Here is a 12,302-nt window from a genome sequence, read left to right as displayed (position 1 = left end):
GCAAGCGGCGCGGCAACCTGCGGAACGCCGCCGTCGAATACAGTGACGAATATGCTTGCCGAACGGGCCGCCACCCAAGCCGAAGCTGCTCGAGCAATCGCCGAACGCACCGGAGTGCCGAGCCATCGGGCCGCGGTCGTCCTCGGATCGGGCTGGCAGGAGGCCGCCGCCGAAATCGGTCGACCGAGCGCCTCCATCCCCATGTCGGAACTGCCCGGCTTCGGCACGCCGAGCGCGCAGGGGCACGTCGGCACCGTGCATTCGGTATTCGTCGGCGCCACACCGGTTTTGCTGCTCATGGGCCGCCAACACCTGTACGAGGGCTACCGACCCGCCGAGGTCGTGCACCCGGTCTCGGCCGCCATCGCGGCGGGCGCGCGGACGGTGGTGCTCACCAACGCGGCGGGCGGCATCAGGCAGGGGCTGCGGGTCGGCGAGCCGGTTCTCATCGCCGACCACCTCAACCTCACCGCCCGCACACCGCTGGACGGGGCGACCTTCGTCAATCTGGTCGACGCCTGGGATCCCGAATTGCGCGCGCTGGCAAAGGAATCCGACCCGACGCTCACCGAGGGCGTCTACGCCGGACTCACCGGCCCGCAATACGAGACGCCCGCGGAGATCCGCATGCTGCGCACCGTCGGGGCCGACCTGGTCGGCATGTCCACGGTGTTGGAGGCCATTGCCGCGCGGGCGCTCGGAGCGCGCATCCTGGGCATCTCCCTGGTCACCAATCTGGCGGCGGGCGTCACCGGCGCACCGCTCTCGCACGCGGAGGTGCTGGCCGAAGGGCGTGCCGCCGCACCGCGATTGGGCAAACTGCTGCGCTCGATACTGGAGCGACTCTAGATGCTGCGCTTCGGCACGGCCGGGCTGCGCGGACCCCTGCGGGACGGTCCGGACGGGATGAATGTCGAGACGGTCGGACGGGCCACCGCCGGGCTCGCCGACTGGTTGCGCGAACGCTGCCTCGGCGGCGGCGCTGTCGTCGTGGGGCGCGACGCCAGGCACGGGTCCGCCGAATTCGCCATTGCCACGGCGGAAATCCTTGCCGCGGCCGGTTTTCCGGTGACGCTGCTGCCGCGACCGGTGCCGACACCCGTGGTCGCCTTCGCGGTGCGCGAACTCGGCGCGGTGGCGGGGGTGCAGATCACCGCCTCGCACAATCCGGCGAGCGACAACGGGTACAAGGTGTACCTGGCGGGCGGGTCACAGCTGATCGCGCCCGCCGACGCCGAGATCGAACGCCACATCGAGGCGGTGCGCGCGCCGATCGCGCGCACGTCCGTCACACCCGCCGATGACGCGCCCGCACAGCGCTATCTGGCCCGGGTCGCCGAATTGCCCTCCCGCATAGGCGGATCCGGTGCGCGGGCACCGATTCGGATCGCACTCACCCCGCTGCACGGCGTCGGCGGCGAGCTTGCTGTGCAAGCCCTCGCGGCGGCCGGTTTCTCGGACGTGCACGTGGTCACGGAGCAATACGCGCCCGATCCCGACTTCCCCACCGTCGCCTTCCCGAATCCGGAAGAACCGGGCGCGACCGATCTGCTGCTCGCTTTGGCGGCGCGCGTCGAGGCCGATGTGGCCATCGCCCTGGATCCGGACGCCGACCGCTGTGCTGTCGGCGTGCCCGGTCCCGATGGTTGGCGCATGCTGCGCGGCGACGAGACCGGCGTACTGCTGGCCGACTGCGTTTTGCGCACCGCGCCGCCGAATGCGCTGGTGGCCACCACGATAGTCTCGTCACGACTGCTGTCGAGACTCGCGCCCGCTCGCGGCGCGCGCTACACCGAAACGCTCACCGGTTTCAAATGGCTCGCCCGCGCGGGAGACGGTCTGGTCTACGCCTACGAGGAGGCCATCGGCCACTGCGTCGATCCCGCGGCGGTGCGCGACAAGGACGGCATCTCCGCCGCCGTCCTCACCGCGGATCTCGTCGCCCGTCTGAAAGCCGCAGGCCGCACGCTGCTCGACGAACTCGACTCCTACGCACTGGAATTCGGCCTGCACGCCACCGACCAGCTCTCCGTGCGCCTGCCCTCCCCCGCCGACGCGGCAGCGGCCGTCGCCCGGCTGCGCACCGCCCCACCGACCGAAATCCTCGGCACCCCGATCGAATACACCGACCTGCTCCAGGTTCGCGGTCCCCTTCGCACGGATGCTCTCATCCTGCGCACCCCTACCGCACGCGTAGTCGTCCGTCCCTCCGGCACCGAACCCAAACTCAAGTGCTATCTGGAAACCGTCGAACCGACCACCCCCACCACCCTTCCCACCGCGAAATCCGCCGCGACCGACCACCTGTCCGCCCTCCGCGCCTACTGCACCACCCTCCTCACCGCCTGAGCGTCATTCATCCGGGACGGAGTTGATTCGCGCATACTCCCGCGTGAGGGGGATAGGGGGTTGCGCATCGGGTGGGCGTTTCTAGACTGGGCGCGAACGCGTTACCCAACAGATAGGCCGTCATGCGCAAGTCACTGTCGCTCACCGGATTCGGCCTCGTCGCCGCGACACTGCTCGGGGGCGCGGGGGCGGCGCAGGCCGCGCCCACCGTCCTGGATCACGACGGCACCTACGGGGTCGGAGCCGATATCGCGCCGGGCGACTATGTGACGTATTCGGCGAGCGGGCTGTGCGCGTGGGCGCGACTGACCGCCTACGGCGATGTCATCGAGAGCGGCAATGGCGCGTCGGGCACGCTGCGGATTCGCATCGCGTCCACCGATGCCGCGTTCTCGACCACCGGCTGCGGCGTGTGGCGGACCGAGAATGCCAACCGGCCCTCCACCGGTTCGGCCACCGGCTCGTTCGGTCTCTGACCCGGTCCGTGGTCTGTTCGGTCTTCGACCGAGGCGCCCGCCGAACCGCGTTCAGCGCGGCCCGAATTGGCGGTCGCCCGCATCGCCGAGGCCGGGCACGATATAGGCGTCGGCATTGAGCCCCTGATCGATCGTCGCGGTGATCAAGCGCACGGGCAGGCCCGAATCCGCGAGCGCGGCAACACCTTCGGGTGCCGCGACCACACAGATCGCGGTGATGTCGGTGGCCCCGCGCGCGGCGAGCAGTTCCAGCGTGTGCCGCATGGATCCGCCGGTGGCCAGCATGGGATCCAGGACGAATACCGGCATGTCCGACAGGTCCGCGGGCAGCGATTCCAGGTAGGGCACGGGTTGGTGGGTCGACTCGTCGCGGGCGATGCCGACGAATCCGACTCGCGCGTCGGGGATCAGCTCGGCGGCGGCCTCCACCATGCCGAGTCCGGCGCGCAGCACCGGCACCAGCAGCGGCGGCGCGGCCAACCGCGCGCCCTCGGTATTCGCGACCGGGGTGCGCACCTCGAAGCGGTGCAGCGGCGCGTCGCGCAGCGCCTCGTAGACGAGGATGCCGGTAAGGTCGCGCAGTGCGGTGCGGAAGGACGGGTTGTCGGTGCGCGCGTCGCGCAGGGTGGTCAGTAGTGCGGCGGCGAGTGGGTGCTCCACGGTTTCGGTGCGCATGAGGGAACGATAAAGTCGGTGCCGGGTGTGCCGGCTTTCCGCTCTCCGATTTTTTTCGGGCGAACGCGGGAACCGATCGGGAACCGGACGCGTCGAACTCAATGAATGACGTACTCTGCCTGGGAAACAACAGATGGGGGAAGCTCTGATGCGAAAGATGTTGGCGGACACCCAGGGCATCGCCGCCTACGCCGCGCATGCCGAAACCATGTCCGGGGAGTTGGCCGCGGCGGCCGCCGGGGCGGTGGCGTCCGATCCGTTGGCGCTGGCCTCGATATTCGGGGCGATCGGCGGTGATTTCCTGGCCGCGTACACCGCCACGCACGCGGGACATACCGCGGCGATCGGCCAACTGTCGGCGGTGGTGGGGAGTATGAGCGGCGGGGCCGCCGCCGCGGCGTCGACCCTCACCGAGACCGATGCGGCCCATGCCGCGGCCATGGGTCAGGCCGCCGCCGAAATGGCAGGGTGAGAAGGCCGTGATCGATATCGATCTGCTGGTCAAGCCGCTCACCGATCTGCTGGCCAGTTTCGGCGCGGGTGTGCTGCCCAGCGGCGGCGCGGCCGACTCACTGCGCGCCACGGCCGAAGCGGTCGACCAGGTGCACGCCATGGGCCGCGACAGCATCAATGCCATGAGCAACGCGTGGCAGGGCGAGGGCGCCGATGCCGCCACCTCGAAGGCGCTGCGGGTCCAGACCTCCGCGGCCACCATCTCCGATCGCGGCAACGATATGGCAACCCTGGTCGACAAGGCCGCGGGCGAAATCGCCTCCGGCAACAAGGATCTCACCGCGATCGTCGAATCCTTCCTCCAGCAGGCGACCAGCCTGGGTCCCGCGCTGGGGACGCCCGAGGGGTTGGCCGTGCTGGTCGGCTCCGCCATCGACCATCTGCAACAGGGTGTCAAGGTGGTCAATCGCGTTCAGGGCGAGCTGGATACCCACACCTCCGCCATGTCGGCGCTCACGCCGCCGCCGACCACCTCGTTGGCGAGCACCCTGGCGAGCAGTGTGCCGACCCAGGCGATCGGTACCGCCGCCTCCGGCGTGCAGCAGTTGGTCTCCACGGCGTCGAGCCTGGTGGGCAGCGGCGTATCGGCCATGAGCGGCCTGATGCAGAGCTCCACCGCGCCCGTCAGCTCCAGAACCTCGTCGTCCGCGCCGACCAATCCGGGTGCGGCGACGGAGAACGCCGGGGCACATGCCGACACCGGCACCGGCGTCAAGATCACCCTGCCCGACGGCAGCGAGGTCACCGCCCCGAACGAGAAGGCGGCCACGGCGGTTCGGGCGGCGCTCGGCGCGGTCGGCACGCCGTACGCGTGGGGCGGCACCACGCCCGGTGTCGGCCTGGATTGCAGCGGCCTCACCAAATGCTCCTACGAGGAGGCGGGTCTCGAACTCCCGCGACTGGCCAACCAGCAAGCGCTCGGCAGCCCGGTCTCCCCTGGCGATCTGGCACCGGGCGACCTGGCGGTCTGGGATGGTCACGTCGCGATGGTCATCGGCAACGGAAAGATGGTCGAGGCCGGTGATCCGGTCTCCATCAGCTCGATTCGAACGGAGAACATCGGCATGGACTTCTACGGCTTCTACAGGCCGACGGCATGACCAATCCACAAATTCCCAACGTCCCGAATGTCACGGTGGCGGGCAGCACGAATCGTTCCGGCACCATTTCGGTGCGCGCCACCGATCAGGGCATGCCGGTGGAGATCAAATTCGAGCGCGGCGAATACCGTTACGGCGCACAGACTCTCGCCAACGAGATTCTCCGGCTCACCAAGCGGTCCACCATTGTGGCCAAGGCCCGGCGCCGCGAGGTGCTGGCCGAGGCGGGCCTGCCCGAGGAGATCCTCGACAAGCTCGGCCTGCCCAACCGCCGGGCCGCGGTGGACGAATTGGACCGCATCGATGACGCGGATACTGGACCGACGAGCTGGATGAGGCCGGTGTAATGAGTGCCGAGATGGATGCGCTGGTCGCCAACGCGACCGCGAAATTGGAGGCGCTGGAGGCCGCGCTCTACGGCCTCAAGCAGGTGCGGGGCCGGTTCACCAGCGAAGACGGCATGGTCACCGCCGAGGTCGACAGCGATGGCGCGCTGGTCGGTCTGAGCCTGGCCGAGACGGTCACCGCGCTGCCGCCCGCCGAAGTCGGTCAACTGATCGTGTGGGCGGCCCGGCAGGCATCCGAGCATGCGGGGTCCCAGCGCTCGAAGGTCGTTGCGACACTGAACGAGTCGTTCGTGGCGACCCCACAGGACGCGCCGGGAACAGTTGGGGGCGGGCCGGATAGTGCCTGAGCCCGAAGCTCGATAGGCTTCCGCTCATGGCTTCTGGAGACATCGTCCCGATCGAGCTCGGGCTGACCGACGGCGATCTCGTCACCCTGTGGGCTCCGCGTTGGCGGGACGGTGACGACGAGTGGGAGGCGTTCCTCGGACATGAGGACGCCCTCTACGGATTCGAGTCCGTGGCGGAACTGGCCGCCTTCATTCGGACCAATTCCGACAACGACCTCGTCGACCATCCGGCCTGGCCGGTGGTGGCGGGCCTGTCGGCGGCGGAATTGGAGCCGGAGGAGAATTTCACCTTCGACCTGGTCGCGGTGCCGGAGCTGGCGGCGGGCAATCCGGATGCGGACACCCTCGCCGAGCTCGAGGACACCCTCGGCATGGTCCGCAATATCGGTGAGGTCTGCGAGCTGGACACGGTCACCAAGTTCTTCGGCTCCCATCCGGTGCTCGGGGCGCTGCCGGGCGGGATGAGCACCTTCCTCGGCCGCGACGGGGAGGAGCTGTGGGATCAGATCGGCGCGGCCATCGCCAAGGACTGGGACGCGGTGCTCGACGCCATTGATTCGGTGGTGCGCACCCCCGAGGTGGATCAGGCGGCCGTCGCGGTCGCCGAGGCCGAACTGCTCGCCGCCGAGGAGAACGTGGTCGACGCCGACGACGCGTCCGAGGACGACGCCGACGAGTTCGAACCGGTCGATCTGGACGAGGACGACGAGGAGGAGGAGGACGGGGACGAGTCCTTCTGGCACGAGGTCGGCATCGATCCGGTCAAGATCGTCACCGCCGACGGCAGCTATTTCACGCTGCGCTGCTATCTCGACGACGAACCGATCTTCCTCGGCACCGACGGCTCGATCAGCGTTTTCGGCTCCGAGCGCGCGCTGGCCCGCTTCCTGGCCGATGAGCACGAGCACGACCTGGCCAGGGTCAGCACCTACGCCGACGTCCAGACCGCGGCCGTGGACGGTTCGCTGGAGATCGAGGTCACCGACGAGAACGTCTATGTGCTGCCCGGTCTGGCCGACGATCTGGCCGAGGGACCCGAGACCGTCGATGTCGAGCAGTTGGATCTGGCGGTCGAATTGTTCACCGACGCCGCCGATTACGCCGAGGACGAGGCGGTCGAGCAGGCGCTGGCGCAGTCGACCCCGCTCGGCTGGTACATCTCCTACCTGCTGAATCCGGATCCGAGCCGGATGGCCCCGAATCCGCCGTTCGCGGCGGAGGCACAGGCGTGGCGCGAGTTGGAGCACGCCTTCGAGGCGCGTCTGGAACATCGCTGACCACCGCCGAGTGTCCGGTGCGCACCGAAGTCGCTGCGACACCGGATGATCGGACAGCTCAGAGTCGAATCCAGATCTGTTCGGCGCGACCGAGCAACCGATTGTCGGCACCGTAGAGGGCGGTCGAGGCGTAGCACTTGCGGCCCTGTTCGCCGATGCGCTGCGCCACCACGACACACGGTTCGCCCGCCTCGGGGAGTTCGGGGACGGCGGCGGTCATGGAGCCCAGCAGCGCGGGCCGCTCCAGCATGTCCGGCAGTGCCCAGCCGCCGGGACAATCCAGCGCCGCCCAGATCAGGGCGGTGTCGATGAGCAGCGAGTCCGAAGACGGTGCTGTCCATGGGGCAGCCACGATGTTCGGTGCGACCTCGCCCGGCTGGATGCGCAGTCCGTCCTCGCGAGCGCTGCCGCAGACGAAGCAGTTCGAGAAAAGCGGGCTGGACCGGTAGGACTCGAGGGCGACGGCCGCCGCCGCGGGCGAAACCGGCTCGGGTACAGCGCGTTCGAAGCTACCGGGACGAGATTCGGCCAGTAGCGTGGCATCGTCGTAGAGGTTGCCGTCGCGCAGTCGCAGTTCGGTATCCAGTGGCGGCGGGCTGCGCAGGATGACGGTCACCACCGGGTCATCGAGCCGCTCGGCCAGCATTCCGCCGACATACCCGCCCTGGCCGGAGTCGGGCGGGCCGTTGTACCGGCGGTCGATGTGCAAGGTCTGCATGGCTCCACGCTAGCCGGCCGCGCCCGATCGCTGTCGGGCGACTCGGCACTGCCCACCGGGGGTTTCGACACGGCTGCGGGTCCGCACGAAAGGTCGACGCCGCCAACGTATTCCGGCACGCACCGGAATACGTTGGGCGGCAGCGGAATTCAGCCGATCAGCACCGCGTAGCCCGGTTTGATGATGTCGTCGATGATGCGCAACCGCTCCGGGAACGGTATGAACGCCGACTTCATCGCATTGATGGTGAACCGCTCCAGATCGCTCCAGCCGTAGCCGAAGGTGTCCACCAGTTTGAGCATTTCGCGGCTCATGCTGGTATCGCTCATCAACCGGTTGTCGGTATTGACCGTGACACGGAAGCGCAACCGGGCCAGCAGGTCGAACGGATGCTTGTCCAGCGAGGGCACCGCACCGGTCTGCACATTCGACGACGGACACAGTTCGAGCGGAATTCGCATATCGCGCACATAATTCGCGACCAAACCCAGGCGGGCATCGGCGATCTCGCCCGGCACATCGATATCGTCGGTGATACGCACGCCGTGCCCGAGCCGGTCGCAGCCGCAAAAAGCCAGCGCCTCGTGAATAGAGGGCAGCCCGAACGCCTCGCCCGCGTGAATCGTGAAGTGCGCGCTATTGGCCCGCATATATTCGAAGGCATCCAGGTGGCGGCTGGGCGGGAAACCGGCCTCCGCGCCTGCGATATCGAATCCGCCGACCCCGGAATCCCGGAAACGCACCGCCAATTCGGCGATCTCGCGGGAGCGAGCCGCGTGCCGCATGGCGGTGAGCAGGCAGGTCACCACGATGGGCGTCTCCGCCGCGGCCGCGGCGGCCATACCCTCACGGAAGCCGGCCAGGGTGTGCTCAACCACTTCGTCGAGGGTGAGTCCCCGCTCGAGGTGCTGCTCCGGCGCGAAGCGCACCTCGGCGTAGACCACACCGTCGGCGGCCAGATCCTCGGCGCATTCGCGGGCCACGCGACGCAGTCCCTCGGGGGTCTGCATGACGGCAACGGTGTGGGCGAAGGTCTCCAGATAGCGTTCGAGCGATCCGCTGTCGGCCGCGTCACGGAACCAGCGGGCCAGCTCGGCCTCCTCGGTGGCCGGTAGCTGGTCGTATCCGCAATCGGCGGCGAGCTCCAGTACGGTCGCGGGCCGCAGACCACCGTCGAGGTGATCGTGCAGCAGGGCCTTGGGAGCTTGGCGGATCGAGGCGAGAGTCAAAGGCGTCGGTCCTGTCATGCACACACGTTAGCCGCAGCGGGCGGCTTCGGCAGCGCAGTCGGGACCAGGCAATCAACTCGTTGTCGACCGAGGGCCGCCGACGCTCAAACCGTGACGCGATCCAGTACCGCCGGGTTGGATGAATAGTCTTCCGGCGCACCGATGGTCGCGGCCGAGCCCAGTGCGGCCAGCGCGCCCGCGAACGCCTCCGGGGTATCGGTGTGCAGCGTGAACAGCGGTTTTCCCGAGGTCACGGCATCGCCCGGCTTGGCGTGCATCTCGATGCCCGCGCCGGGTTGCACCGGGTCGCCCTGTCTGGCCCGCCCCGCGCCCAGCCGCCACGCCGCGAGGCCGACCGCCATGGCATCCAGGTCCGTCAGCACACCTGTCGACGGCGAACGGACCACCTCGCTGTGTTTCGCGCGGGGCAGCGGCGCGTCCGGGTCGCCGCCCTGGGCACGAACCATGGCGCGCCAATGGTCCATGGCGCGGCCGTCGGCCAGCGCGTCGGCCGGGTCGGTATCGATACCCACCAGTGCGACCATCTCGCGGGCGAGAGTGAGGGTGAGCTCGACCACGTCGGACGGACCGCCGCCCGCCAGCACCGCGACGGATTCGGCGACCTCCAGCGCGTTGCCCGCCGTGCGGCCGAGCGGGATATCCATCGCAGTGAGCAGCGCCACCGTGCGCACCCCGGCATCGGTACCCAATTCGACCATGGCCCTGGCCAATTCACGCGCGCCATCGAGAGTCTTCAGGAACGCCCCCCGACCGACCTTCACGTCGAGCACCAGCGACCCGGTGCCCTCGGCGATCTTCTTGCTCATGATCGAACTCGCGATCAAGGGAATCGACTCCACCGTTGCGGTGACATCGCGCAGCGCGTACAGCCGCTTGTCGGCCGGGGCGAGATCCGCGCCCGCGGCGCACACCACGCCGCCGATTCCCGGATCGGCCAGGATCTCCCGGATCCTCGGCACCGGAATATCGGCCCGCCAACCGGGTATGGCCTCCAGCTTGTCCAATGTGCCGCCGGTGTGGCCCAATCCGCGTCCGGACAGTTGCGGCACCGCCGCGCCGCAGGCCGCGACCAACGGCGCGAGCGGCAGCGTGATCTTGTCACCCACCCCGCCGGTCGAATGTTTGTCCACCGTCGGGCGCGGCAGATCGGTGAAGTCCAGCCGCGAACCCGAGCCGATCATGGCGGCGGTCCACCGCGCGGTCTCCCGGCGGCTCAGACCGCGCCACACGATGGCCATGGCGAGCGCGGCCATCTGTTCGTCGGCGACCTCGCCCCTGGTGAATCCGTTTATGACCCAATCGATCTGCGCGTCGGACAGCTCCCCGCCGTCGCGCTTGGCGGTGATGATCGAAACCGCGTCCAGTGCCGTCACCCGGCCAGTGTGGCACGGCCGAAATCGATGTGGCGGGCAGCGACGGGCTCGGCTACTCTCGCGACGGTCATTGATTGTTCACGGGGATTGGGGGTTCGGAATGACAACTGTCCAGATCGAGCGTCGGCTCGGTGAGCTGGAGACGCGCGTGACCGATATCGAGGATGTGCACGTGGAGACCATGTACAAACTCACCCGGCGCGTCACCGGGATCGAGATCGTCCAGCGGCGCGGACTCGAGCTCATCCTGGAGCGCCTGGGTGTTCCGGCGCACAGGATCGAACAGGTCGTCGCACCCGCCGAGGCGGAGATAGACGCCGCGCTCGACGAGCTCTGCTAGCGAGCCTCGTCAGAGCTGCCCGGCCCCAAGGTCTTCAGGACCGAAGGCGTCGGGCAGCAATGCGGCCAAGCGCACCGGCCCGCTCGGATGGTCGATGAGCAAGTCGCCGCCGCCGTGTTCGTAGAGCACCTGTCGACACCGCCCGCACGGCATGAGTATCTCGCCTCGGGAATCGGTGACGGCCACGGCGCGTAGGCGACCACCGCCACCGGAAATCAAGTTACCGACGAGTACGCATTCGGCACAGAGCGTCATACCGTATGAGACATTCTCCACATTGCACCCGAGCACAATTCGGCCATCGGCGCCGAGTCCGGCCGCGCCGACCGGAAATCGCGAATATGGGACATAGGCATTCTGCATAACTTGAATGGCATTGGCACGCAAGACATTCCAGTCAATTTCCGACATCGGCCACCTCCGGGGGAACACTCCGATCATGACCGTGCGCGGGCCACAACGCAAGCATTCGCGACACAAGAAAGGTAAACCTAACTCGGCCCGATGTCGGCAAACGCACGGCACGCCGAATTAGTTCCGGCATAGCCGGAGGATTAGAGTCCACAACAGATCGGTTCGGGTTCCCGGCGGTGGGCCGGAGCGTAGCCACCTGGGCATTCGCCCCTCCACACAGCCGGAATGGGACCAACGACCGGGTCCATCAACGACGTTGGAGGCACCGCACTCTATGACCACGATAGAAGCTCCGGCTCCAGAACAGCCGAAGCGGAAGAGTCTGTATCGAGGCGACCCCGGAATGTGGTCGTGGGCGCTGCACCGGATCACCGGTGTCACCCTCTTCTTCTTCCTCTTCGTGCACGTCTTGGACACCGCGCTGGTTCGCGTTCACCCGGACACCTACTCCCGCACGATCGAGACCTACAAGAACCCCCTCGTGGCGCTGCTGGAGATGGCCCTGGTCGTCTGCGTGCTGTTCCACGCGTTCAACGGCGTGCGCGTCATCCTGGTCGACTTCTGGTCCAAGGGTCCGCGCTACCAGCGCCAGATGCTGTGGATCGTGCTCGCGGTCTGGATCATCGTCTCGGCCGCAGGCGTCGGCCGCCAGTTCTTCTACCTGTTCACGGAGCACTGATATGAGCGCACCAGTCCTCGGCAAGTCCTATGACCGCCCCGCCAGCCTGGATCAGCCGCGCACCCCCCGCGCGCGCTCCAATAGCAACTTCGAGAAGTACGCGTGGGTGTTCATGCGACTCTCCGGCCTGCTGCTGATCGTGCTGGTCTTCGGCCACCTGACGATCATGCTGATGGTCGACGGCGGCGTGAAGCGGATCAACTTCGGCTTCGTCGCGGGCCGCTGGGCCAGCCCGTTCTGGCAGATCTGGGACCTGGCCATGCTGTGGCTGGCCCAGTTGCACGGCGGCAACGGCCTGCGCACCGTGATCGCCGACTACTCCCGCAAGGATTCGACCAGGTTCTGGTTGAACACCCTGCTCGCGGTCTCCATGGTTCTGATCATGGTCGTCGGCACCTACGTCATCTTCACCTTCGACCCCAACATCAGTTAGGAACAGGCGAG

General features: G+C 68.0%; 16 protein-coding genes. 11 read left to right on the top strand and 5 right to left on the bottom strand.

Annotated elements, in window-relative coordinates; genetic code table 11:
- Positions 1 to 51 precede the first annotated feature (51 nt).
- The 3 genes from D5S18_RS24145 (at position 52) to D5S18_RS24135 (ending at position 2,825) form a co-directional block, all read left to right on the top strand.
- Complete coding sequence (locus tag D5S18_RS24145) at positions 52 to 849, top strand: purine-nucleoside phosphorylase (protein WP_120043351.1); 798 nt, start codon at positions 52 to 54, stop codon at positions 847 to 849.
- Positions 850 to 2,349, top strand: coding sequence for a phospho-sugar mutase (locus tag D5S18_RS24140; RefSeq protein WP_120043350.1), 1,500 nt, complete (start codon positions 850 to 852; stop codon positions 2,347 to 2,349).
- Positions 2,350 to 2,471: 122 nt separating this feature from the next.
- Complete coding sequence (locus tag D5S18_RS24135; protein WP_120043349.1) at positions 2,472 to 2,825, top strand: Rv1352/Rv1906c domain-containing protein; 354 nt, start codon at positions 2,472 to 2,474, stop codon at positions 2,823 to 2,825.
- 51 nt (positions 2,826 to 2,876) lie between these two features.
- On the opposite strand, the gene upp is transcribed toward D5S18_RS24135, so the two are convergent.
- Positions 2,877 to 3,500, bottom strand: a complete 624-nt coding sequence (gene upp, locus D5S18_RS24130) for a uracil phosphoribosyltransferase (RefSeq protein WP_120043348.1) — start codon at positions 3,498 to 3,500, stop codon at positions 2,877 to 2,879.
- A 148-nt stretch (positions 3,501 to 3,648) separates the two neighbouring features.
- On the opposite strand from upp, the gene D5S18_RS24125 reads away from it, so the two are divergent.
- From D5S18_RS24125 to D5S18_RS24105, 5 genes are read left to right on the top strand one after another with little or no spacing between them, the layout of a single operon-like run.
- Complete coding sequence (locus tag D5S18_RS24125) at positions 3,649 to 3,972, top strand: hypothetical protein (protein WP_120043495.1); 324 nt, start codon at positions 3,649 to 3,651, stop codon at positions 3,970 to 3,972.
- A 7-nt stretch (positions 3,973 to 3,979) separates the two neighbouring features.
- Positions 3,980 to 5,113, top strand: coding sequence for an NlpC/P60 family protein (locus tag D5S18_RS24120; RefSeq protein ID WP_203236888.1), 1,134 nt, complete (start codon positions 3,980 to 3,982; stop codon positions 5,111 to 5,113).
- A complete protein-coding gene (locus tag D5S18_RS24115) occupies positions 5,110 to 5,460 on the top strand; it encodes a hypothetical protein (protein ID WP_120043346.1) in 351 nt (116 codons plus the stop codon). The genes D5S18_RS24120 and D5S18_RS24115 overlap by 4 nt, the downstream gene beginning before the upstream one ends.
- Positions 5,460 to 5,807 (top strand): YbaB/EbfC family nucleoid-associated protein, encoded by a 348-nt coding sequence (locus D5S18_RS24110; protein WP_120043345.1) that lies wholly within the window; start codon positions 5,460 to 5,462, stop codon positions 5,805 to 5,807. Before D5S18_RS24115 ends, D5S18_RS24110 begins: the two co-directional genes overlap by 1 nt.
- Positions 5,808 to 5,833: 26 nt before the next feature.
- Positions 5,834 to 7,084, top strand: a complete 1,251-nt coding sequence (locus tag D5S18_RS24105; RefSeq protein WP_120043344.1) for a SatS C-terminal domain-containing protein — start codon at positions 5,834 to 5,836, stop codon at positions 7,082 to 7,084.
- Positions 7,085 to 7,142: 58 nt separating this feature from the next.
- On the opposite strand, the gene D5S18_RS24100 is transcribed toward D5S18_RS24105, so the two are convergent.
- The 3 genes from D5S18_RS24100 to D5S18_RS24090 all read right to left on the bottom strand — a co-directional run bounded on the left by D5S18_RS24100 (position 7,143) and on the right by D5S18_RS24090 (position 10,425).
- Entirely contained in the window at positions 7,143 to 7,802 is a 660-nt protein-coding gene (locus D5S18_RS24100; RefSeq protein WP_120043343.1) for a hypothetical protein, read from the bottom strand.
- 149 nt (positions 7,803 to 7,951) lie between these two features.
- Complete coding sequence (locus tag D5S18_RS24095; protein ID WP_120043342.1) at positions 7,952 to 9,049, bottom strand: adenosine deaminase; 1,098 nt, start codon at positions 9,047 to 9,049, stop codon at positions 7,952 to 7,954.
- A gap of 86 nt (positions 9,050 to 9,135) precedes the next feature.
- Complete coding sequence (locus D5S18_RS24090; RefSeq protein ID WP_120043341.1) at positions 9,136 to 10,425, bottom strand: thymidine phosphorylase; 1,290 nt, start codon at positions 10,423 to 10,425, stop codon at positions 9,136 to 9,138.
- 100 nt (positions 10,426 to 10,525) lie between these two features.
- Here D5S18_RS24090 and D5S18_RS24085 point away from each other — a divergent pair, with 100 nt between their 5' ends.
- The gene (locus D5S18_RS24085) at positions 10,526 to 10,765 is read left to right on the top strand and encodes a hypothetical protein (RefSeq protein WP_120043340.1); all 240 of its coding nucleotides are present in this window, start codon (positions 10,526 to 10,528) and stop codon (positions 10,763 to 10,765) included.
- 9 nt (positions 10,766 to 10,774) lie between these two features.
- Here the strand turns inward: D5S18_RS24085 and D5S18_RS24080 are convergent, their stop codons facing one another.
- The gene (locus D5S18_RS24080; RefSeq protein WP_120043339.1) at positions 10,775 to 11,176 is read right to left on the bottom strand and encodes a cytidine deaminase; all 402 of its coding nucleotides are present in this window, start codon (positions 11,174 to 11,176) and stop codon (positions 10,775 to 10,777) included.
- 277 nt (positions 11,177 to 11,453) lie between these two features.
- On the opposite strand from D5S18_RS24080, the gene sdhC reads away from it, so the two are divergent.
- Both sdhC and D5S18_RS24070 read left to right on the top strand, forming a co-directional pair.
- Entirely contained in the window at positions 11,454 to 11,858 is a 405-nt protein-coding gene (gene sdhC / locus D5S18_RS24075; RefSeq protein ID WP_120043338.1) for a succinate dehydrogenase, cytochrome b556 subunit, read from the top strand.
- A 1-nt stretch (position 11,859) separates the two neighbouring features.
- Complete coding sequence (locus D5S18_RS24070; protein ID WP_120043337.1) at positions 11,860 to 12,291, top strand: succinate dehydrogenase hydrophobic membrane anchor subunit; 432 nt, start codon at positions 11,860 to 11,862, stop codon at positions 12,289 to 12,291.
- Positions 12,292 to 12,302: the final 11 nt, after the last annotated feature.

The sequence above is a fragment of the Nocardia panacis genome, assembly GCF_003598715.1.
GTDB lineage: Bacteria > Actinomycetota > Actinomycetes > Mycobacteriales > Mycobacteriaceae > Nocardia > Nocardia panacis.
Note: the sequence above shows the minus strand (reverse complement) of the source record. Positions and strands in the feature narration are given on the sequence as shown.

Coding starts and splice junctions, on each gene's coding strand:
- D5S18_RS24145 (WP_120043351.1), top strand. CDS start 52: ATGCTTGCCGAACGGGCCGCCACCCAAGCCGAAGCTGCTCGAGCAATC.
- D5S18_RS24140 (WP_120043350.1), top strand. CDS start 850: ATGCTGCGCTTCGGCACGGCCGGGCTGCGCGGACCCCTGCGGGACGGT.
- D5S18_RS24135 (WP_120043349.1), top strand. CDS start 2,472: ATGCGCAAGTCACTGTCGCTCACCGGATTCGGCCTCGTCGCCGCGACA.
- upp (WP_120043348.1), bottom strand. CDS start 3,500: ATGCGCACCGAAACCGTGGAGCACCCACTCGCCGCCGCACTACTGACC.
- D5S18_RS24125 (WP_120043495.1), top strand. CDS start 3,649: ATGCGAAAGATGTTGGCGGACACCCAGGGCATCGCCGCCTACGCCGCG.
- D5S18_RS24115 (WP_120043346.1), top strand. CDS start 5,110: ATGACCAATCCACAAATTCCCAACGTCCCGAATGTCACGGTGGCGGGC.
- D5S18_RS24110 (WP_120043345.1), top strand. CDS start 5,460: ATGAGTGCCGAGATGGATGCGCTGGTCGCCAACGCGACCGCGAAATTG.
- D5S18_RS24105 (WP_120043344.1), top strand. CDS start 5,834: ATGGCTTCTGGAGACATCGTCCCGATCGAGCTCGGGCTGACCGACGGC.
- D5S18_RS24100 (WP_120043343.1), bottom strand. CDS start 7,802: ATGCAGACCTTGCACATCGACCGCCGGTACAACGGCCCGCCCGACTCC.
- D5S18_RS24095 (WP_120043342.1), bottom strand. CDS start 9,049: ATGACAGGACCGACGCCTTTGACTCTCGCCTCGATCCGCCAAGCTCCC.
- D5S18_RS24085 (WP_120043340.1), top strand. CDS start 10,526: ATGACAACTGTCCAGATCGAGCGTCGGCTCGGTGAGCTGGAGACGCGC.
- D5S18_RS24080 (WP_120043339.1), bottom strand. CDS start 11,176: ATGTCGGAAATTGACTGGAATGTCTTGCGTGCCAATGCCATTCAAGTT.
- sdhC (WP_120043338.1), top strand. CDS start 11,454: ATGACCACGATAGAAGCTCCGGCTCCAGAACAGCCGAAGCGGAAGAGT.
- D5S18_RS24070 (WP_120043337.1), top strand. CDS start 11,860: ATGAGCGCACCAGTCCTCGGCAAGTCCTATGACCGCCCCGCCAGCCTG.